This is a genomic window from Heliomicrobium modesticaldum Ice1 (assembly GCF_000019165.1).
GTDB lineage: Bacteria > Bacillota > Desulfitobacteriia > Heliobacteriales > Heliobacteriaceae > Heliomicrobium > Heliomicrobium modesticaldum.
The window spans coordinates 920670-941003 of the sequence record NC_010337.2; the positions used below are offsets into that span (position 1 = coordinate 920670).

Here is a 20334-nt window from a genome sequence, read left to right on the forward strand (position 1 = left end):
CAGCCATTTCCTCCCGCCTGCCACCATTTTTCCCGGGAATTTGTGTTCTTAGGATCGTACAAGGGCATGCTTGTCCCCTTTGCTTTCAGCGTCCGCCGGTGGCTCGCAGCTTCAACTCCTCCAGGTCGCAGATGACGATCTGCTGGCGCTCCACCTCCAGGATCTTCAGGCGCTCGTACTCGGCCAGGATGCGGGAGACCGTTTCCCGGGAGGTGCCGACGATCTGGGCCAGTTCCTGGCGGGTCAGATTGAAATCGATGCGGGTTCCCCGGCTGTCGGGGACGCCGTAATCATGGGCCAGCTTGAAGAGGCGCGCCGCCACCCGCCCATGGGTGTCGAGGAGGGCGAGGTTTTTCATATGGCGGTAAGCCTGGCGGAGCCGCCGCGCCTCCACCTGGAGGCAAGCCGCCGCCAGCGAAGGATGGTCCGAGACGAGCTGCCGGAACTCCTTCAGGGGCAGCCGGCTCACCCGGGCCGGTTCCATCGTCTCCGCCGTGTAGGGGCTCGGCCCCGGATCAAAAGCGACGATCTCGCCGAAGATGTCGCCGGGGTCGACGATCGACAGCACCTTCTCCTGGCCGTCGGGGTTCATCTTGGCCAGCCGCACCTTGCCCTCATGGAGGAAGTAGACAGCGTCAGCCGGCTCTCCCTCCTGCAAGAGGGGCTGGCGTCTTTTCAACACCCGTTCCCCCACCTGATTGGCCAATTCCCGCAAAACCCCCTCCGGCAAGGAGGCCAGCACATCGATCGCCCTCAGGGACTCCCAGTCGATGATTTTGATCGCCTCCCTCACACCTTGGGAATGTTCCGCCCCGAGAAGATCTCATACATCTCTTTCTTCAAGCGTTGCTTGATCTTTTTCTTCTCGCCGGGCAACAGTTCTTTCTTGGCTGTTCCGAATAAATAATTGTCCAGGTCGAATTCCTTCAGCAACATCTTGGTGTGAAAGATGTTGTCCTGATAGACGTTCACATCGATCATCTGATAGAGTTCCCGCGTTTCCTTGGCGATGTAATTCTGAATCGAGTTGATCTTGTGGTCAATGAAATATTTTTTCCCGCTCACATCGCGGGTGAAGCCGCGCACCCGGTAGTCGGCGATGACGATATCAGAGCTGAAGCTGTTGATCAGGTAGTTCAGCGCCTTCAACGGCGAGATCATGCCGCAGGTGGATACGTCGATGTCGGCCCGGAAGGTGCTGATCCCTTTGTCCGGATGGCTTTCCGGGTAGGTGTGCACGGTGATGTGGCTCTTGTCCAGGTGGGCCGCTACCGCATTGGGGATGAGCAGGGCGCAGTCTTCACCTGCCTTCCCGTCTCCATTGTCGCAGTCGGTTGCGCTCCCTATTGCGTTCCCGTTGCCCTGCCCATTTTCGACGTCCTGCTCCACCTTGCCCTCCGAGATCAGCATGGTCACGCTGGCGCCCTGGGGATCGTAATCCTGCTTGGCGATGTTGAGGATATTGGCGCCGATGATGTTGGCCACCTCGATCAGGATGTTGGTCAGGCGCTCCGAGTTGTACTCCTCGTCGATATACTCAATATAGGCCTTGCGGTGTTCCGGTGTTTTGGCGTAACAGATATCATACATGTTGAAGCTCAGCGTCTTGGTCAGGTTGTTAAACCCGTAGAGCTTCAGCTTTTTAATCGATTTGATCTCCATCCTCTTCTCCCCACGCATTCCTATTTTTCTGGCCGAGTTTTTGCTCATTTTCTCAACAAGTTGATTATCCGCTTGATGGCGGGATAGTGTCAAGAATCAACCCATATGTTATTTATTCGCCAAGGACGCCGTTTTTTCATTGATTCGACAGGCACGCCTTTTGCAAAAAGCCCTTTTATCGGCCTATTCCGATCCCGACAGATATGGCATAATCGAAGTACACCTTTTGTATAAGCGCCGAAAAAGGAAGAGAGGGATTGCCGCGATGGCGAATGAAACTGCCCATACCATGGATGTATCCCAACTGCTTCATCAACTCAAAGAAGCGAACAACGAGATGGGAAAAGTAGTAAAGACCATCGACCACATCACCAAGCAAACGAACCTTTTGGCCTTAAATTCCGCCATCGAGGCTGCACGGGCAGGCGAAGCGGGCCGCGGCTTCAGCGTCGTCGCAGCCGAGATCAAGAAGCTGGCTGACCGCAGCTTCGCTGCCACGAAAGAGAGCACCGATCTGATCGGCAACATCCAGAGCAAGGCGAACGACGTCATCGCCGTCCGCACCGCCGATGTGGCCTACGATACGATCGACAAGATCGATCGCAACCTCTTCGAGCGCAACTGCGACGTGCAGGCCTGGGCCACCTTCGACAAGATCAAAGCCTGCCTCCGCGAAGAGTCGCCGGCCCATGTAGCCAGCGCGACGGCATTGATGAAAAAAATCGTCGACATCTATGAGGTCTATTACGACCTGTATCTGGTCAACCGATCCGGCCGGATCGTCGCCTCCGGCGTGGACAAGTCGGTCGTCGGTCTGGACATGTCGAGCCGGGAATGGTTTGCCGAAACGATGCGCCGCAACGACGTATACGTGACCGACATGTACTACTCCGACGCGGTCAAAGGCCACACGGTCGCCTATTCCTGCCCCGTTCGCGATGAAGACGGCAGCGTGCTGGGCGTCTTTTCTACCCGATTCAACTGGAACTATATCTATGATATCATCGATTCGGCGCGCATCGGCAGCACCGGCGACATCTTTGTCATCAACAAGGCCGGCCTGGTCATCGGCGCCCGCAACCGCGCCGGGATTTTGCAAAAAGACCTCAGTCACCTGCAGGCGGCGCAGAGAGCCATGGCCGGCGAGACCTATGGTTTTACCATCGAGCGGGACGACAAGGGCAAGCTGCTGATCTTCGGCTACGCCCGGACGAGAGGGTACAACGCCTACAAAGGAAAAGACTGGTCTGTTATCGTCAGTGAAGCCCTGTAAGGCCGTCTGCCGAAAATAGCACCACAATAAAAACCGCCCTTTCGCAGTGTACGCCGGAAAGGGCGGTTTTGCCTTATTCTTCTGCCTCCAGAAGGTCGCTGGCCGAGAAGGTTTTGCTGAGCGGTTGCGCCTTTTCCGGCGCTTCCTTGCCGACGATCTGGTCGATCCGCTCGAGCAGCACCTTGGGCTCATAGGGCTTCAGGATATATCCGGCCACGCCGGCCGCCTTGGAGCGCAGCACGTCGGCCGTTTTGCTGCTGGAGGTGACCATCATGACCGGGATCGACTTGGTCCGCCAATCGCGCTGCAACTCGGCGATGGTCTGGAAGCCGTCCATGATGGGCATCATGATGTCGAGCAACAGCAGCTGCGGCGGCGGCTGGAGGCGCTTGGCCATCTCGACCACATCCCGCCCATTGTGGGCGATGAAAACCCGATGCCCCTGGGGGCTCAGGATTTTTTTTAACAATTCGCAGTTTGCAACATTGTCTTCGCCGATCAGGATCCGCGCCACGGTAACCACGCTCCGTATTGTATGATATCCTTCAGTGTATCCCTTCGTTCGCAAGCAGGCTATGATTTTTACCGCTAAAAACCAGTATAATGGAAGTTGTTCGCAGTGGAAAGGGATGCTTGAGAAAAATCAACGCTACAGGGAAAATGTACAAAAAAGGTGGTCCCCTGTTCCCCCGTTTCTACAGTCATGCGGGCCCGGTGGCGAACGACAATATTTTGGCAGACCGCCAGTCCCAGCCCTGTCCCCTGTTCCTTCGTCGTGAAGAAGGGTGTGCCCAACTGGGCTAGTGCATCGGGGCTGATCCCGCTTCCCTGATCGCAGACGGCCAGCACCACCGCATCACCTTCACGATAGCTGCGGATGATCAGCTCCCCGCCTTCCCCCATCGCTTCGAGACCGTTGCGAACCAGGTTGAGCACCAGCTGGCGGATCTCCTTTTCTCCGAGATACGTTTCCGGAATGGGGCCCAATTCCAGCCGGATGGCTTTTTTGCCTAAAGAGGCGTCCGCCTCCAGGAGGGGATAGAGCGCTCGGATGATGGCGTTCAGATTTTGCAGGCGGAGATCATCCACCTTATGTTTGGCCAGGGACAAGAACTCAGAGATGATCGCGTTGGCGCGGTCGAGCTCTTCAATCATCAGGTCGAAGTGCTCCCAATGGTTCGCCAATTCGTCTTTTGCCCTCAGAATCTGAAGAAAACCGCGCACCGTTGTCATGGGGTTGCGGATCTCATGGCCGATACCGGCAGCCATCTGCGCCACCAGATTCAGCCGGTCGAGGCGGGCAAACTCCCCTTCCAACTTGCGGATCTCCGTGATATCGTTGACTGAATAGAGGTGGCAGGCCCGTCCCTCCAGCTGGATCACCTCTGCCGACACGAGCCAGATCCGGGCCTCCCCTCTTTTGGCGGTGATCTTGCGCTCTATATTGCGAAAGGCGCCTTGGACAGGAGCGCCTGTCACGGCTGGGGCGCCTAGGGGCGAGGCGCTCGCGGGGAATCCGCCCGGTACCGCTCCGCCTCTCTCTTCTTTGATGAGGCCCAGCTCCGGCAACTGTTGCCCGATCACCTCGTCCCGTTCGTACCCGGTGGCTTGCAGGAAGCTCTCGTTGACTTCTATGAAGCGTCCGTCCTCCATGGAAGTGATGCACATAGGGTGGGGATTGGCGTGAAAGGCTTTGGTGAATCTCGCCTCCGACGTGGTCAGGGCGTTGACGGCCTGCATCCGTTTGGTCACCTCCCGAGCAAGGTTCCGCTTCACCCGCCGGATATGGCGCGAGTTCGCCCGCACCTTATCGACCAGCGGATTCAATTCCGGGAGCACATTCGGCGGCACCTGATCGTCATCCACCATGGCAGCCATACCAAAACCCTCGATCTCCGCGCGAAAACGGGTGAAAATCTGCCACGCGCAAGCGATCAGGATCCCCGCCAGGATGGTCTCTACGACGATCACCTCGGCCGTCCGCAACAGGACGGGAAGATGAAAGTCTGTCAGCCGGACGAAAGCGACGCAATAGAGCGATTGCTCGCCGGCGATCGGCTGAACCAGGCCGAGGACCGGGGAGTTCCACCATCCCATGAAAGCCGGTTCGCTTCGCTCTGTCCCATTAAGCAACGTCAGGGAGGAAGCCAGTTCTGCTTGTTCCTGCTCTGAAAAACTTGAAATGCCTGTACTTCGCAGGGAAAAAATATAGTCCAGCACGCGGATGCGGTATTGCTCTTGGCGACGCAAAGCGAGAAACTGGCCTTGCGCTCTCGAGTAGTACCCGACCGTCAAGCCGGGATACATCCGAGAGATGTCGTCGCTCGCCTCTGGCCAGCGCCCGGCAGAAGCCCCTTTCTCCAACTCTACAGCGGCGGCGACGAGATCGTTCGACCGCTCAAAGCGCTCTTTTTTCAAAAAGCCCATGTGAACGATTCCGCTCAGCAAAAATGTATGGAGAAGGACAAGGAGCACCATGGCCAGGTAAAAGCGTTTCGTGATCGACAAGGGGAGCAGTTTTCTCCACCCGGTCTGACAGGGGACGTGGAACCGTGCCTGAGTATGCATGAGAAAACCCTCCCGTCTCTGGGGGACATGCCGCACCGAGCGTGTCGAAAAGGCGTCAAAATAGAAAAAGGCTTAAAGCCAAAATGGTTAAGCCTGACGCTCCCTCTTGCGTTCCTCAATTCCCATTTTTATCGTTTCTTCGAGAAAAATCTGCAAACTCCTTCAAGGATGTGTAGGTGAGCTTGAAAAGCGAGTACCAGTCGCTCGTGAAAGCAGCCTTCGGGAGACAACATAAGGCCAAGGCCGCCTGATTCAAGAGGCAAGGAGAAGATATCGCCATGCTCGACAGCCAACTAGCGATCTTTAAAACGGTCGTTGACAAAGGCAGCATATCCCTGGCGGCACAGGAGCTGCATATGACCCAGTCGGCCGTCAGCCAGCAGATCCTGAACCTGGAGGCGCACTTTTCCGTCAAACTTTTTGACCGCCTTCATCGGCGGCTGTTGATCACGACTGCCGGCAAGACGCTCTACCCCTTTGCCGTCGAATTGGAACAACTCTATGGACGGGCGCGCAATGCCATGCAGGAACTGACGCAGGATATCAGCGGGCTGCTCCGCATCGGCGCCAGCATGACTATCGGCGAGTACCTGCTGCCCAAGCTGCTTGTCCTCTTCCGGCAGACCCACCCGCGGGTGTCCATTGCCATGGATGTGTCTAATTCCGATCACATCACCGCCATGGTCGCCACGGGACAACTGGATCTGGGATTCATCGAAAGCCCGGACCAGCTCCCCGGCGTGCTCACCGCCTTTCCCTGCGGCGGCGACCAACTGGTGATCGTCGGGCCAGCCGACACCGCGGACAGCGCGCCCCTTTCCCTGGCGGAGCTCTTTCAGCACCACTGGGTGCTGCGGGAACCCCTGTCGGGAACGCGCCGTTTTTTTGAACAGTTTCTCCAATCCCGCGGCGCCCAACCTGCCGATCTGCAGGTGGTGATGGAGCTGGGCAGCACCCAGGCGATCAAGGAGGCGGTGAAAGCCGGACTTGGCTTCTCCGTCCTCTCCCGGTTCGCTGTCACGGAGGAAGTCGCTCAACAATCGCTGGCGATCATCCCCCTGGCCGAGGGGCCCATCGACCGGACTTTTACACTCTTTTACCATCGTGAGAAGTTCACGACCTTGGCGGTGGACTCCTTTCTGGACTTCATCCTCCACCAGGTCATCTCGCCGGCGTCGCCCAAGTCGCGAGCACAGGCTGATGAATCGCCCGAGGAGGGGCAGCCTTTCCGGGAGAACCTGTAGGGCTACAGCCCGAGAAGGGCCATGCCGAAACGCCCGAATAGACTGAGCAGGATCGAGCCGCCCAGTCCCATCAGCACCGGCGCAAGACCCACTCGCTTGAAATCGCCGGCCCATACATTCAATCCCATCCCGGCCATCGCCATGGCCAATAAAAACAGGCTGGCGGTGACCAATCCGGCGGAAAGGGCCGGCGAAAAGACATGATAGGTGTTCAGCAGGGCCATGACCAGGAAGGCTAATACAAACCAGGGGACCGGAAGGCGGGGCTTGTCCTGGGCTTCGTCCCGGAGCTTGTCGTCAGGCTTGCCGTCGAGGTCTGAAGCCCTGCCAGCGCCGCCGGCGCGCCCTCGATAATGCCAGTCAAGGGCCATGACGACAGGCGCCAAGAGGATCACCCGGCCCAGTTTTACCAGGATGGCCTGGTCGCTGCCGATCGCGCCAGCCGGCGCCGCTGCTGCGACCACATGGGCGATCTCATGCAGTGTCGCGCCGACAAAGGTCCCGTACTGCTGCGGGGTCAGGGCGAGCACCGGCAGCATAACCGTGTACATAACCGTGAAAAGGGTACCCAGCAGGGAGATCAGCGTCACTGACAAGGCCACCTCTTCGTCTTTGGCCCTCACGGCCTGGGCAGCCGCGCCGATCGCCGCGGCGCCGCACACGCCGGTCCCGACAGCGATCAGCGTTGTCAGCCTTTCTTCGACAGAAAGCCTCCTCCCCAGGAAAAGGATGACCGTCACGGCGAAGACGATCACAGACAGGTCTAGGGCCAGCATGCGCCACCCGGCAGCGGCGATATCGGCGAGATTGAGCCGCACCCCCATGAGGATGATGCCGAGCCGCAGCAACACCTTCGCCGAGAAAGCGAAACCAGGTTTCAAGGGGACCAACCGGTCGCCCGCCACGGCGCGCATCGCCATCCCCAGCAGGATGGCTGTGACCAACGCGCCGAATACAGTAAAGGGGAAAAAGCGAACCATCTGTTGGGCCGACAGCGCCAGCAACGCCGTCAACAGAATTCCGCCAGCCGTCCATCGGTGTTGCATATCATCCCTCCTCATCCAGGCATTATGGTAATGCCTCGACGAGGCGGCTGTAAAATTACCTTTAACGATGTTTGACATCAGAAAAAACGATAGGGCGGCAAAGACGATGGAAAGGCAAGATCGATGGAAAGGCAACAGCGATGGAAAGGCAACAGCGATAAAAGGGCGATACAGAAAAAGGAGCGAACAGCGGCCCCCCCGGGCATGGTCCCAGGGGAGCCGAGCAGCGGAGGCAGGATGTTTTATGAAATACCTCGTTACAGGCGGCGCCGGCTATATCGGCAGTCATACCGCCCTGGCCTTGTTGGCGGCAGGGGCGGAGGTGGTCATCCTCGACAACCTGACAACAGGGCATCTATCGCTTGTCCCGAGAGGCGTCCCCTTCTACCGAGGCGATGTGGGCGACGCTGGATTGCTCCAAGAGATCTTCCATCAGCACCGTATCGACGGTGTCCTGCATTTTGCCGCCAAAAGCCTTGTCGGCGAATCCATGGTCGCTCCGGGACACTATTTTCTCGCCAATACGGGACAGACGACGGCGTTGCTTCAGGCCATGGCCGAAGCCGGCGTCAGGCGCTTTGTCTTCTCCTCCACCGCCGCCGTCTACGGCGAACCGGATCAGGTCCCTATCCCGGAGGACCACCCCGTTCGCCCGACCAACCCTTACGGTCTGTCGAAACACCTGATCGAAGCGATGCTCCCTTGGTTTGCGCGCGTCCATGGGCTGAAGTGGATAGCGCTCCGCTACTTCAACGTGGCCGGCGCCGATCCGGAAGGACGCAGCGGCGAACAGCACGACCCGGAGACTCACCTCATCCCCAACGTGCTCCAGGTGGCCCAGGGGAAGCGGGAATACCTCTCCCTTTTCGGCGACGACTATGCCACCCCGGACGGCACCTGCATCCGCGACTACATCCATGTGAGCGACCTGGCTGACGCCCATGTGCTGGCCCTGCAGGCGCTCGCCGCCGGGCACCCTTCCGGCTTCTACAACCTCGGCAACGGCCTGGGTTTTTCCGTCTTGCAGGTCGTCGAAAGAGCCCGCCAGGTGACGGGCCATCCCATCCCGCTGCGCATCGAGCCGCGCCGTCCCGGCGACCCCGCCGTCCTCGTCGCTTCCAACGCGCGAGCCATGGCTGAACTGGGCTGGCGACCCCGCTATGCCGATCTGTCGGTCATCATCGAGACGGCCTGGCGCTGGCAATCGCGGAAATAAAAAAAGTCCAGCATAGGGCCTGGTTTCCAAAACCACAACCAATCGACTTTATTACGGTTCCGGCACGCTGGCCAGCGTGGGCGAACTCACAGGGACAGACGGTGACAAAAAAATAGCGGTTCAGCACAAAAAGTGGAGAATGCCCGGCGAAGGGCCTCTCCACTTTCTCATTCAAACTGGCAGATCTTCTTTACTCGTCCCGAAACGCCGCCACCAGCGCCTGCAAGGTCGCTTCCGCCTCATCATGGAGCACCTGGCAGGTGCCCACATTGAAGTGACCGCCGCCGCCGTACTTGAGCATGACGGAGCCGATGTTGACAGTGGAGGACTTGTTGAAGATGGACTTGCCGCAGGTGAAGACGCAGTTGTCCAGCTTGCCCTTGACGATCCAGATGCTGATGTTGACTTCCGGGAACAGGGCGTAGGGGATGAAGCGGTTGCCCGAGTAGATAGGATCGACGCCGCGCAGGTCCGTGATCAGCACATTCTGCTTAACCGTCGAGTGCGCCTTGACCATCTCTTTGAACCGTTCCGCCTGTTCAAAGTAGAGCGTCACCCGCTCTTTCACATCGGGATCGTCCATGATCGCCTCGATAGGCTTATGGCGGATCTCATGGGCCAACTTCTCCATCAGCTGGTAGTTGCTGATGGTGAAATTGCGGAAACGGCCGAGGCCGGTGCGGGGATCCATGACAAAGGAGAGCAACACCCAGCCTGTCGGGTTCAAGATCTCATCGATGGTGAACTGGGCCGAATCGGCCTTGTCCACCCCCGCCATGAGGGCGTCAAAATCGGGGCCGAACTTTTCCCGCCCGCCGTAGTAATCATAGATGACACGGGCACAGGACGGCGCCGGCCGGGACATCCCCTTGTACTGCGCCTTCAAGCTGCCCCGCTCCTCCTCGGAGGAGTGGTGGTCAAACCAGAGGCCGCAACCGGGAACATAGGGAACGTTGGCGATGATGTCGTTGTCATTGACCTCAATCAGCCCATCCTGCATGTCCTTGGGATGGACGAATTTGAAGGAATCGACGAGACCGAGTTCAATCAGCAGCGCCGCGCAGGCCAAACCGTCAAAGTCCGAACGAGTCAGCAGTCGCATCTTATCTCCCCGAAAGACCGGGGATTCACCTCCTAGTAAGCTCCTGGCTCTATTGTAACGGCTATTCGATCAAACGGGAAGGCGGAGCATCTTTTTTCAAATCAATCATATGAGTGCCGCAGGCTAAACAGGGAGCATAGGCGCGGATGATCCGCCCCAGCATGGTGAAGGTCCACTCCGGCCGTGGGATCTCCGTGCCGACAAGCGCCGCCTCCAGCGACCTGGCGCAGATGCGGTCCATCGTCGACGTCCCCCCGTTGTAAAAGCCGTTGATCCGCATCCGCGCCAGCGGCCCCACCTCAAAGGGCTCGCCGCTTGCTGATGTCTCACTTCCGGCGGCCGCCCTGCTTTTTCCGGCAAGGGCGTAAATTGACTCATTTCCTCAACGACATACGACAGTGATTTCGAAGGCGGACAGGTGGAAGATCTTATGCCACTCGCCGTTTTTTTCTTTACCAACCGGTATTTCATCGGTTATACTGAGCATAAGCTCGCGATGCTTACGGATGGACGATACCCTTCTCGATTGCCACCGGCTAAGGGAAGTGATGGGATGCGGTACCTCCTTAGCACGGGCAAACGAATATCGAGGAGGATTTCTCATGTACCAAGACAAGTACCTCACCTGTAAAGAGTGCGGTAGCGAATTCCTGTTCTCGGCTTCCGAGCAAGAATTCTACGCCGAAAAAGGCTTCACCAACGAGCCTGGCCGTTGCGCCAGCTGCCGGGCTGCCCGCAAAGCCCAGCGTGGCGGCTTTTCCGCCGAACCCCGTCAAGAACGTCAGATGTTCCCCGCCGTCTGCGCCTCCTGCGGCGTCGAAACCATGGTTCCCTTCCAGCCCCGCGGCGACAAGCCCGTCTACTGCCGCGACTGCTTCAACAACCGTCGCAGCAGCTGGTAAAGGCTTCTGAACATACGAACCACCCCAGGCTTGGCCCGGGGTGGTTTTTTACGGCACATCATTATCCAACAAAATCTTGCGGAAGTTCCTCTCGATCTCCGGCGGCGCGTCCCCCGGAGATTTTTCTTGATCCTCGATCTGCTTGATCTGCTTGAACAGTTTTTTATCGGTGGTGACATGGATCCGGTAGTTCTTGTAAGACTGGCGGATCTTCTGGTCGATGGCCGCGCGGATGCTTCTCAGGCGCAGGCGGTCAAAACCGCTCACCTTGGCGCCGACGGCGATGTCGTTGCCGATGACGAAGGCCGTCGCATCGTCGACCCCTTGCACCGACTTGGCGACGCCTTTGATGTCCCGGGCCAGCACCGGATCCATCCGGGAAGGCAGCTCTTTCAGATCACTGTTTTTCGCCGCGGACTTGCCGGCGGCGCAGCCGCCAGCAAGCAGGGCGAGGGCCAAAATAAAGGCCGCGAAAAGGGAGGCTCTGCCGATGGATCGCGATTGTCGACGATTCCTTCTCTGTCCCATCAGGGACAGTCCCAACCGTTTCGACTTCGAAAATCGCCCTTTGTCAACGAACTGCATCGATTTCAAACCCCTCTTCGCGCTCTCAGCGACTGCACAAGCGCAATGGACTATCATGGTCACCCTGAACTATCGTCACCCCATCACCTGACCGCTCTGCTCTCTACCCCTTCGGCCTGGCGATCAAGGAGGCGATAAAACCGAAGATGATGGCCGCCGAGATGCCGGCGCTGGTCACCTCAAAGATCCCCGTCAGGATCCCGATCAGCCCTGTCGACTTCGCTTCCGCCATCGCCCCGTGCACCAAAGCGTTGCCGAAGCTGGTGATCGGGACCGTCGCCCCGGCGCCGGCGAAGTCGATGAGCGGTTCATAAAGTCCCAGACCGTCCAAAATCGCGCCGGAGACGACGAGGAGGGTCATCGTATGGGCCGGTGTCAGTTTGGCCACATCGAAGAGCAGCTGCCCGATGACGCAAATCAGCCCACCGACAACGAAAGCCCAAAAGTAGATTTCCATCGCTCCAGCTCCCCTCCGTTACAGGCCCTATCCCCATTCGGATCAGCTCATGCGCAGGACAGCGCCACATTCGCGCTGCTGCAATTCGTCCTTGACCGGCTTACCCCCGCTCAATCGCCACGGCATGGGCGATACAGGGAATGGAGTCGTTCTGCTGGTAGGTGATCGGCGACAGCAAGGCACCGGTGGCAACGATCAGGATCTTGCGCAGCTCACCCTGCTTCATCCGATTCAGAAGGTGCCCATAGGTGACGGTAGCCGAGCAACCGCAGCCGCTCCCGCCGGCGATCACCTCTTCCTGCCGGTCCAGGTCGTAGATGAGAAGGCCGCAGTCGACAAACTTCTCTTCCGGGAGAGCCATACCGTGCTTGGCGAAAAGATCCTTGGCGATGTGGTGGCCCACCTTGCCCAGGTCGCCCGTGGCGATCAGATCGTACTCCTCATGGAAGATGCCAAAGTCCCGGAAGTGGGCCGTGATCGTGTCCACCGCCGCCGGCGCCATGGCCGCCCCCATGTTGAAGGGGTCGGTGATGCCCATATCGACGATGCGCCCAATCGTAGCCCCCGTCACGCGAGGCCCCTTCCCTTCCGGCGCGACGACCGCCACACCGGCGCCAGTGACGGTCCATTGGGCTGTCGGCGGTTTCTGACCGCCGTACTCGGTAGGGTAGCGGAACTGCTTTTCTGCCGTCGCATTGTGGCTGGAGGTGCCGCAGAGGACGTAGCGCCCGGCGCGGCTGTTGACGAGCAACGAGGCCAAGGCCAAACCCTCCATGGAAGTGGCGCAGGCGCCGAAGAGCCCCAGGTAAGGCACGGCCATGGTACGGGCGGCAAAGCTGCTGGCCGTGATCTGGTTCATCAGATCGCCGCAGAGAAAAAAGTCGATGTCTTTTTTCTCTAACCCCGCTTTGCCGATGGCTACCTCGCAGGCTTCTTCCAGGAGCTTGCGCTCGGCTTTTTCAAAACTGGCCTGTCCCAGCCAGAGATCGCCATGGAGCAGGTCAAAATCCTTAGACAGCGGCCCCCGGGCTTCAAAAGGTCCGCCAACAGCGGCGCTGGCTACGATGACGGGCTTGTTGTCGAAGCGCCAACTCTGATGTCCCTGCTGCATGCTACCCGATCCCAGCCATGCCGAGCAGCGTCCTGATCAGCGCCACCACGAAGGCCGCGACGACACCGAAGACGATGACCGGCCCGGCCAATTTGAACATCTTGCCGCCCACGCCCAGCACATACCCCTCGGTCCGGTGCTCGATGGCGGCCGAAGCCATCGCGTTGGCGAAACCGGTCACCGGCACAGCCGTCCCTGCGCCGGCGCGTTGGGCGATGTGATCGTAGACGCCGAGGGACGTGAGCAGGACGGCAAGCAGGATCATGATCGCCACCGTCGGATTGCCGGCTGTCTTCTCGTTGAAGTTGAAGTGCCAGAGGAAAAAGTTTTGGATGACTTGGCCAAGCAGGCAGATCGACCCGCCGACGAAAAAAGCCCAGAGGCAGTTCTTCAACACAGGCCGTTTCGGCTCCCGAAGCTTGGAAAAATCATGGTACTCCTGCTGGATTGGCGTCAGGTTCTTCTTTTTTTTGTTGGACAAAGACGGTTCCTCCCTCCGCAAAAGTGTTCCCCTCGGCGCTCAGCGTCAGCGTTCAGCTTCGGCGCTTCAGCAGCGGCTTCAACTTCAGCGCTTCAGCAGCGGCGCCAAATCGACGACCATCTCCGCGATAAGGCCCGCCGCCTCCGTATACATCTGCTTCGCCGACGGGTCCTTCGTAGCCAGGGCGTAGAGCTCACAGTCGGCCTGGGCCTTTTTCAGGTTCACGAAGAGCAGCTCCTTCGTCTTTGGCTGAGGGAGATGGACGGCATCATCAAAGAGGTCCACATACAGCTGGCCCACCGAATCGACCTGGGCAAGGAAGACATTCTCCGGCGCCACGCCGATCTTCTCCAACTCCTCATGGAGCCAGCGTCGGTTGAGTCCCATGGCCGTCAGCGGCTCATCCATCATGATGCCGTCCATGATCACCGTCTGGGGGACGCTCTCATGGCCCACCTTCAACTCCAATGTCGACGCCGTGACGGGTCGCTTGTCCTTCTTGAGAAAGACGCTCAACTCACCATCCGGTTCGAGCATGGCAAACTCTACGTCGGCGAAGTTGAAGACCTTTTTTCGCCGCAACTGGCTCAGGAGGTCCTCGGCGCTCATGGGGATCTCGAGCAACTTGTCGTCAAGGACCTTCCCATGGTTGATCAGCACCGTCTCCTTGCCCTGCACCAGATCGCGCACCGTCTTGAATTTGATGGACAGGTAAAAAAGGGCGATGGGAAAACCGATCCAGACGACGAGTGGCGGGAGGGCGCTCGCCAGGCTGCCGGCCAGGTTGAGAGACAAGGCGCCGGCGACGACGCCGATCGCAACGACGGTGATCCGGTCGAAGAGGGTCAACTGTGCCAGTTGCCGCTTGCCGAGCCACCGGGCGCCTGCAAAGACGAGCAGGTAGACGGCTGTAGCGCGGATAAAGGCGATGGTCCATTCAGGCATGGGATAAACTCCTTATTCACAATCAGCGTTAAAGCCCCTTGTACTGAGGTTCTTCATACTCCAACACCTGCAAACGCTTTTCTATCCCGTCGATCACCCGGTCCAGCCGTTGCAGGTTCTCTGTATAGGCCCGCTTGGCTTCGACGTTCTCCTCGACGGCGGCGAAGCTTTCGAGCGTGGAACGCGCCCCTTTCAAGCTGGCCAGCGTCTGTTTGACCTGCCCGCTTACCGTCACGGGAGCCACCTCCCTCATCGTCCATCGATCGGTTAGACCCCATCCAAAGCCGCTTCCCGGCATTCGCTCGCCTGCGCCAGTGCCAAAGCCCTATTCCAAGCCGCTTCCCGGCTCCACCAAAGCCTAAAATCAGCGGCAACATCTGCGCCGCTCCCGAAGATGCCTGATCTACGCTCTATATGATGCGGACCGGATCATCCGATCCGGCCCGAACGCGCATAGATGTCCCACAGGGACAGAAGAACCGATCGGGCTAAAAACCCTTGTACTGAGGTTCTTCTTTTTCAATTTCTTTCACCCTCGGTTCGAGGGAATTGACGATCTGCTGCGCCTGCTGGGACGCAGTGGTATAGAGGTTTTTAGCGTTCTGATCCTGCGTCTGAATGGCGAACTGCTCCAGACTGCCGACAGCGCTTTTCAGCCCGGCGATAGTCTGTTTGAGTTGTTGCGATACCGTCATGCTGTACTCCTCCCGTGCAAAGCGTTCCCTCTTCACAGGTAGAGTAGGTTTTTCAAAAGAAAAATATGTACACCCTCGATCTGCCAATCCTTTCATTCGCAGAAGTAGGCCCACCATCAAAGCCTACCCTCCACAAGATAGAAGCGTCCGCAGCTGCAGCCTCCATCACCAGCTCGCAGCTGCAGCCTCCATCACCAGCTCGCAGCTGCAGCCTCTATCACCGGTCTGCAGCTGCGTCGTCTTCGCCGGCGCCGACCTTCTGAATCGCGCCGACAGGGCAGCAATCGACGCAGATCCCGCAGCCCGGGCAGAGATCCTCCTCGATCGTAAAGGCTCTCCCTTTTCCCGGTGCGTCCAGGGCGTCCCAAGAGCAGATATCGAGACAAAAGCCGCAGCGGATACAGTGCTTTTCGATGCGGTAAAATTGGGAGACCTTGTTGTTCATGACATCTTTCCTCATTTCGTATTAAAATATATCTTGACGTTACTTGGCATGGTTGGTACAATCAGGGTGTAGAAAGTTGTCGAATAACGTCGAGCAAAAGGAGTCAAGTGACATGAAGTCAACTGGGATTGTACGCAAAGTAGACGAACTGGGCCGTGTTGTGATTCCGATTGAGCTGCGCCGGACAATGGGCATCGACGAAAAGGATCCCCTCGAGATCTACGTGGATGCCGAGAAGATCATCCTGAAGAAATATGAACCGGCCTGCATCTTCTGCGGAAGCGCCATCGATGTGCAGAACTTCCGCAACAAGATCGTCTGCAAGGAATGCGCCGTCTCCATGGCCCAGAACGCCGCCGGCTGAACCCCGATCGCATCAACCGAACTGCAATCGCATCAACCGACTGCAATCGCGTCAACCGAACTGCAATCGCATCAACCGACTGCAATCGCGTCAACCGAACTGCAATCGCGTCAACCGAACTGCAATCGCGTCAACCGAACTGCAATCGCGTCAACCGAACTGCAATCGCATCAACCGAACTGCAATCGCATCAACCGAACCGCGACTCTTGAAGACGCGCGGTTCGGTTTTTTTACTTCAGGCAAATCGCCGTCTTTGATCAGGAAAGCAACGCCGTTTCGCCTGCCTACCAAGATTATTGCTATAATAAACTAAAGCAACGTCCCGACTTGCTCTGCCTGTGGTCATGTCTTGGAGGCGGGTACGGGCAACCGTCTCGTCACGGGTCGATGATGCAGGAATTTCAACATAGGAATATTTTTCTATGGAGAAAGGAACGGTTGTCCATGACGAACGACAAGAGGCCCGATCGCCCCCACCTGTTGCTGTCCATGCGCTATCCCTCCCGCAAGGAAGCGAAAGACCTCTTCGACGCTTTCCAGACTGCTCAAGGCGCCTTTCCCCGAATCCCCTTTGGCATCGAAGTCAACATCAACTACAACCCGCTCTCCAATCTACCGGTTATCCTGGAGAACGCCGATCGCCTGATCGCCATGACGACAGCGGCGGGCCTTCCCTATTCCCTGCACCTGCCCAGCCTGCACAACCTGGATGATGAACAGATCGCCCGGCTAAGCGCCTGGCTATCCGGAAAAGATCCGCTCTACTGTGTCATCCACGCCGGCGATTACGCCTTCGATGGTCAGCCGCCCCTATCGAGCGGCGACTACCTCCGCATCATCGATGATTGCCGGCGCAAGCTCGTGCGTCTTTCTCAGTCCAAAAACCTCTACGTGGAAACGCTCCCCTGGGTTCGCCTCGAAAAGAAAAAAGCCGTCCCCACAGGCCGCATCTTCCCGATCACCTGTGTGGGCGTCTTCCATCAGGATCTTTCGGCCTTGACACAGGACCTTGGATGCCCTGTGCTCATCGATGTGGAGCACCTCTATCAGTCTCTATGGGGGCTCAAGCAGTTTCCCGGTCAGACGACAGCCTGCCTGCACCCGGCCGATGATGTTGAACGAGCCTGTTTGGAACGCTACGGCACCTTCGTCCGCGACGGCCGCATGATCCTTGCCGCCTCTGCAGATCACTGCTTTCGCAGGCAACTGGCCCTCATCGCGACAGACCGCTACCACTTCACCGGCAGCTACCGCACCCTCGCCGGCGGGCGCAACGCCGCCCACCGGGAGATCACCGACAACCGCTACGCCCGGACGATTCTACGGCACATCCTGGCCCAGCGCCCTTCCTCAATCACAACGGAGGCCTGCATGGACGAACAGCCCCGGTACTCACCGGACGTGCAGATCCGGTCGCTGCGAAACCTGGCCGCCATCGTGGAGGAATACCTCTTTACCTAACCGTCCACACCAAGCTTATAGCCACTCTCCCGCTCTTGTCCCCGTCGGCGTTTTGTCATCGACCGCCTTGACGCCGTTGACAAAGACATCGCGCATTTTTAACATAACAAATCACGACGCCCCTTCCCGGAACAAATCTTCAATTTGTTGGAAAGGGGCGGCTTTATTTTTCTCTCGTTCTTCAAGTCTGTCAAGACAACAAATCGGCCTTTCTCTCTGCGCTGATGGGGATATTTATACGGGTTTTCGAGAAAGTGTGCGGAGCTTTACTTCATGGTCGCCCAGGAGTTCTTTAATCGACCGCTGCTCCTCGTGGATCTCATTGAGTTTACCTGTGATCGTTTTCAGCATGCCGAGCACATCATATTCCTGGCTTTGCTCCAACCTGTCCAGTCGATGATTCAGGTTTGTTTCTAAGCGTTCAAAACGGAGGTTCATTTTTTCTTCCAGTTGCTGCTGGTTACTCTCTAAATGCTTTTGATTTTCCTCTAATCGTTGTACTTGATTCTCCAGCCGCTGCAGCGTCGCTTCGAACCGCTGCTGTTGCTTCTCAAACTGTTCTTGTCTCGCTTCGAACCGCTGCTGTTGCTTCTCAAACTGTTCTTGCCTCGCTTCGAACCGCTGCTGTTGCTTCTCAAACTGTTCTTGCCTCGCTTCGAACCGCTGCTGTTGCTTCTCAAACTGTTCTTGTCTCGCTTCGAACCGCTGCTGTTGCTTCTCAAACTGCTCCTGTTTCGCTTCGAACCGCTGCTGTTGCTTCTCAAACTGTTCTTGTTTCGCTTCGAACCGCTGCTGTTGCTTCTCAAACTGTTCTTGTTTCGCTTCGAACCGCTGCTGTTGCTTCTCAAACTGATCCTGTTTCGCTTCGAATCGCTGCTGCCCTTCTTTTAGAGCCAGCAATTCCTGAAGCACCCGTTGTTGAAACTCCTGGTCTGTCAACTCGCTCCCCTCCTGTCCCTGTCCGGCAGTTCAATTATATCATAAGAATAAAAGGAACAGCCGAAATCATGTTCTTCTATGGAAGGCTGGCGCACCTAAAAAAGCGAAGTCACGCTCGCAGCATGACTTCGCTTTTGCTTCGAAGGCTGAAGATCAGCATATAGATATACAGTTACGTCAGATTCGTCGTCCCCATCAGATACTTGTCCACTTCCCGCGCTGCCTGGCGGCCTTCGCTGATGGCCCAGACGACGAGGGACTGGCCGCGACGCATGTCGCCGGCGGCGAAGATGCCGGGGACGTTGGTGGCGAATTTGCCGAAGTCGGCTTTGACATTGGAGCGGGGGTCGCGCTCGATGCCCAGTTGGGTGAGCAGTTGGTCTTCAGGGCCGAGGAAGCCCATGGCCAGCAAGACCAGTTGAGCCGGCCAGACTTTCTCGGTGCCGGCGATCTCTTTCGGGGTCATGCGGCCCTGTTCATCCTTCACCCATTCGATCTGGACGGTGTGGACTTCTTTGACGTGGCCCTTCTCATCGCCGACGAACTTCTTCGTCGAGATGAGGTAATGGCGGGGATCGGCGCCGGCGATGGCGGCGGCCTCTTCCTGGCCGTAGTCGATCTTCAGCACCCGGGGGAACTGGGGCCAGGGGTTGTCGGCAGCTCGTTCGACGGGTGGCTGGGGCATGATCTCTATCTGGTAGACGGAGTTGCACCTGTGGCGGAGGGCCGTTCCGACACAGTCGGTGCCCGTGTCGCCGCCGCCGATGACGATGACGTCCTTGCCTTCGGCGGAGATGAAATTGCCGTCGGTCAGGTTAGAATCGAGAAGGCTCTTCGTGTTGGCCGCCAAAAACTCCATAGCGAAGTGGACGCCCTTTAAGTTGCGGCCTTCCACGGGAAGGTCGCGCGGTTTCGTGGAACCGCCGCAGAGGACGACGGCGTCAAACTCTTCTTTCAGCTTGTCGGCGGGGTAGTCTTTGCCGACTTCGCAGTTGGTGATAAAGGTGATGCCCGAGGCGGCCATCAGGTCGACGCGGCGCTGGACGATAGACTTGTCGAGCTTCATGTTGGGGATGCCGTACATGAGCAGGCCGCCGATGCGATCCGCCCGTTCGAAGACAGTGACGCTGTGGCCGGCTTTGTTCAGTTGATCAGCCGCAGCAAGGCCTGAGGGGCCCGATCCGATGACAGCCACTTTTTTGCCGGTCCGCTTGGCCGGTTCCGTCGGAACTTCCCAGCCTTCTTCGAAAGCCTTGTCGATGATGTGGCACTCGATGTTTTTGATCGTCACCGGGGAGGTGGCGAGGCCGGCCGTGCAGGCGCCCTCGCAGGGGGAGGGGCAGACGCGGCCAGTGAACTCGGGGAAGTTGCTCGTCTTTTTCAAGCGCCGCCAGGCTTCCTTCCAGAGGCCCCTGTAGACGAGGTCATTCCACTCGGGGGTCAGGTTGTGCAGGGGGCAGCCGGACACCATGCCGGCGATCATCATGCCGGTGTGGCAGAAGGGGACGCCGCAGTCCATGCAGCGGGCGGCCTGGGTGCGCAGGTCCTCCTCACTCATGTGGTAATGGAACTCGCCCCAGTCTTTGACGCGCTCGAGGGGTTCCCGGTCGGCGGGAAGCTGGCGCTGATATTCTAAAAAGCCTGTCGGTTTGCCCATGGCCTTTCCTCCTACTTCTCTTTCTTTGTCATGATCTCGTTGTCGGCGCCGGCGAAGCGCGGGGTCGGACTGGTTCGAGTGTTGTTCCGGATTGTTATTCCGATGCCGTTCCGGATATCGTCGCCGATGTCGCTTCGGATATTGCTACGGCGATGTCGTTCCAGATAGCGAACCAAGCC

Annotated in this window: 24 protein-coding genes; 6 read left to right on the forward strand and 18 right to left on the reverse strand. The window is 58.1% G+C overall.

The genetic code is table 11. The features are described from left to right. Nucleotides 1-85 precede the first annotated feature (85 nt). Both HM1_RS04140 and speD read right to left on the reverse strand, forming a co-directional pair. The gene (locus tag HM1_RS04140; RefSeq protein ID WP_012282040.1) at nt 86-793 is read right to left on the reverse strand and encodes a Crp/Fnr family transcriptional regulator; all 708 of its coding nucleotides are present in this window, start codon (nt 791-793) and stop codon (nt 86-88) included. After that, nucleotides 790-1662: an adenosylmethionine decarboxylase gene (gene speD / locus HM1_RS04145; RefSeq protein ID WP_012282041.1), complete on the reverse strand. Its 873-nt coding sequence runs from the start codon at nt 1660-1662 to the stop codon at nt 790-792. Before speD ends, HM1_RS04140 begins: the two co-directional genes overlap by 4 nt. Before the next feature lie 265 nt (nt 1663-1927). On the opposite strand from speD, the gene HM1_RS04150 reads away from it, so the two are divergent. Continuing rightward, nucleotides 1928-2935 carry a methyl-accepting chemotaxis protein gene (locus HM1_RS04150; protein WP_041313298.1) on the forward strand — a complete coding sequence of 336 codons (1008 nt, stop codon included), beginning with the start codon at nt 1928-1930 and terminating at the stop codon, nt 2933-2935. Nucleotides 2936-3008: 73 nt separating this feature from the next. Here the strand turns inward: HM1_RS04150 and HM1_RS04155 are convergent, their stop codons facing one another. Beyond that, the gene (locus HM1_RS04155; RefSeq protein WP_187147805.1) at nt 3009-3449 is read right to left on the reverse strand and encodes a response regulator; all 441 of its coding nucleotides are present in this window, start codon (nt 3447-3449) and stop codon (nt 3009-3011) included. Nucleotides 3450-3523: 74 nt separating this feature from the next. Beyond that, on the reverse strand, nt 3524-5503 hold the full coding sequence (locus tag HM1_RS16120) for an ATP-binding protein (RefSeq protein ID WP_012282044.1): 1980 nt from the start codon (nt 5501-5503) through the stop codon (nt 3524-3526). 278 nt (nt 5504-5781) lie between these two features. Here HM1_RS16120 and HM1_RS04165 point away from each other — a divergent pair, with 278 nt between their 5' ends. Beyond that, entirely contained in the window at nt 5782-6747 is a 966-nt protein-coding gene (locus tag HM1_RS04165) for a LysR family transcriptional regulator (protein ID WP_012282046.1), read from the forward strand. 2 nt (nt 6748-6749) lie between these two features. Here HM1_RS04165 and HM1_RS04170 read toward each other — a convergent pair whose 3' ends face one another. Then, nucleotides 6750-7793: a YeiH family protein gene (locus HM1_RS04170; RefSeq protein WP_012282047.1), complete on the reverse strand. Its 1044-nt coding sequence runs from the start codon at nt 7791-7793 to the stop codon at nt 6750-6752. Between the two features lie 244 nt (nt 7794-8037). On the opposite strand from HM1_RS04170, the gene galE reads away from it, so the two are divergent. Then, the gene (gene galE, locus HM1_RS04175; protein WP_012282049.1) at nt 8038-9009 is read left to right on the forward strand and encodes a UDP-glucose 4-epimerase GalE; all 972 of its coding nucleotides are present in this window, start codon (nt 8038-8040) and stop codon (nt 9007-9009) included. Nucleotides 9010-9199: 190 nt separating this feature from the next. Here galE and HM1_RS04180 read toward each other — a convergent pair whose 3' ends face one another. Both HM1_RS04180 and HM1_RS04185 read right to left on the reverse strand, forming a co-directional pair. Beyond that, nucleotides 9200-10111, reverse strand: coding sequence for an exopolyphosphatase (locus tag HM1_RS04180; protein ID WP_012282050.1), 912 nt, complete (start codon nt 10109-10111; stop codon nt 9200-9202). 61 nt (nt 10112-10172) lie between these two features. Beyond that, entirely contained in the window at nt 10173-10409 is a 237-nt protein-coding gene (locus tag HM1_RS04185) for a ni/fe-hydrogenase large subunit domain protein (protein ID WP_012282051.1), read from the reverse strand. Between the two features lie 304 nt (nt 10410-10713). Here HM1_RS04185 and HM1_RS04190 point away from each other — a divergent pair, with 304 nt between their 5' ends. Beyond that, on the forward strand, nt 10714-11013 hold the full coding sequence (locus HM1_RS04190) for a zinc-ribbon domain containing protein (RefSeq protein ID WP_012282052.1): 300 nt from the start codon (nt 10714-10716) through the stop codon (nt 11011-11013). Between the two features lie 48 nt (nt 11014-11061). Here HM1_RS04190 and HM1_RS14440 read toward each other — a convergent pair whose 3' ends face one another. The 8 genes from HM1_RS14440 to HM1_RS04230 all read right to left on the reverse strand — a co-directional run bounded on the left by HM1_RS14440 (nt 11062) and on the right by HM1_RS04230 (nt 15732). Next, nucleotides 11062-11598: a YhcN/YlaJ family sporulation lipoprotein gene (locus HM1_RS14440; protein ID WP_012282053.1), complete on the reverse strand. Its 537-nt coding sequence runs from the start codon at nt 11596-11598 to the stop codon at nt 11062-11064. A gap of 103 nt (nt 11599-11701) precedes the next feature. After that, complete coding sequence (gene spoVAE / locus HM1_RS04200; protein ID WP_012282054.1) at nt 11702-12055, reverse strand: stage V sporulation protein AE; 354 nt, start codon at nt 12053-12055, stop codon at nt 11702-11704. Nucleotides 12056-12155: 100 nt separating this feature from the next. Next, complete coding sequence (gene spoVAD, locus HM1_RS04205; RefSeq protein WP_012282055.1) at nt 12156-13166, reverse strand: stage V sporulation protein AD; 1011 nt, start codon at nt 13164-13166, stop codon at nt 12156-12158. A 1-nt stretch (nt 13167) separates the two neighbouring features. Continuing rightward, nucleotides 13168-13647, reverse strand: a complete 480-nt coding sequence (gene spoVAC / locus HM1_RS04210) for a stage V sporulation protein AC (protein WP_012282056.1) — start codon at nt 13645-13647, stop codon at nt 13168-13170. Between the two features lie 84 nt (nt 13648-13731). Next, nucleotides 13732-14592, reverse strand: a complete 861-nt coding sequence (locus HM1_RS04215; RefSeq protein ID WP_012282057.1) for a DUF421 domain-containing protein — start codon at nt 14590-14592, stop codon at nt 13732-13734. 28 nt (nt 14593-14620) lie between these two features. Beyond that, nucleotides 14621-14827: a DUF1657 domain-containing protein gene (locus HM1_RS04220; protein WP_012282058.1), complete on the reverse strand. Its 207-nt coding sequence runs from the start codon at nt 14825-14827 to the stop codon at nt 14621-14623. A gap of 253 nt (nt 14828-15080) precedes the next feature. Beyond that, nucleotides 15081-15287 carry a DUF1657 domain-containing protein gene (locus HM1_RS04225; RefSeq protein ID WP_012282059.1) on the reverse strand — a complete coding sequence of 69 codons (207 nt, stop codon included), beginning with the start codon at nt 15285-15287 and terminating at the stop codon, nt 15081-15083. Between the two features lie 217 nt (nt 15288-15504). Beyond that, nucleotides 15505-15732 carry a 4Fe-4S binding protein gene (locus tag HM1_RS04230; RefSeq protein ID WP_041313304.1) on the reverse strand — a complete coding sequence of 76 codons (228 nt, stop codon included), beginning with the start codon at nt 15730-15732 and terminating at the stop codon, nt 15505-15507. Between the two features lie 112 nt (nt 15733-15844). Between HM1_RS04230 and HM1_RS04235 the strand changes: the two genes are divergently transcribed. Together HM1_RS04235 and HM1_RS04240 are read left to right on the forward strand one after the other, a co-directional pair. Beyond that, complete coding sequence (locus tag HM1_RS04235; protein WP_012282061.1) at nt 15845-16096, forward strand: AbrB/MazE/SpoVT family DNA-binding domain-containing protein; 252 nt, start codon at nt 15845-15847, stop codon at nt 16094-16096. A gap of 440 nt (nt 16097-16536) precedes the next feature. Next, complete coding sequence (locus HM1_RS04240; protein ID WP_148207078.1) at nt 16537-17559, forward strand: hypothetical protein; 1023 nt, start codon at nt 16537-16539, stop codon at nt 17557-17559. A gap of 234 nt (nt 17560-17793) precedes the next feature. On the opposite strand, the gene HM1_RS04245 is transcribed toward HM1_RS04240, so the two are convergent. The 3 genes from HM1_RS04245 to HM1_RS15710 all read right to left on the reverse strand — a co-directional run bounded on the left by HM1_RS04245 (nt 17794) and on the right by HM1_RS15710 (nt 20331). After that, on the reverse strand, nt 17794-18471 hold the full coding sequence (locus HM1_RS04245) for a coiled-coil domain-containing protein (RefSeq protein WP_148207079.1): 678 nt from the start codon (nt 18469-18471) through the stop codon (nt 17794-17796). A 199-nt stretch (nt 18472-18670) separates the two neighbouring features. Then, nucleotides 18671-20155 (reverse strand): glutamate synthase subunit beta, encoded by a 1485-nt coding sequence (locus tag HM1_RS04250; protein ID WP_012282064.1) that lies wholly within the window; start codon nt 20153-20155, stop codon nt 18671-18673. An 11-nt stretch (nt 20156-20166) separates the two neighbouring features. After that, on the reverse strand, nt 20167-20331 hold the full coding sequence (locus HM1_RS15710) for a hypothetical protein (RefSeq protein WP_012282065.1): 165 nt from the start codon (nt 20329-20331) through the stop codon (nt 20167-20169). Nucleotides 20332-20334: the final 3 nt, after the last annotated feature.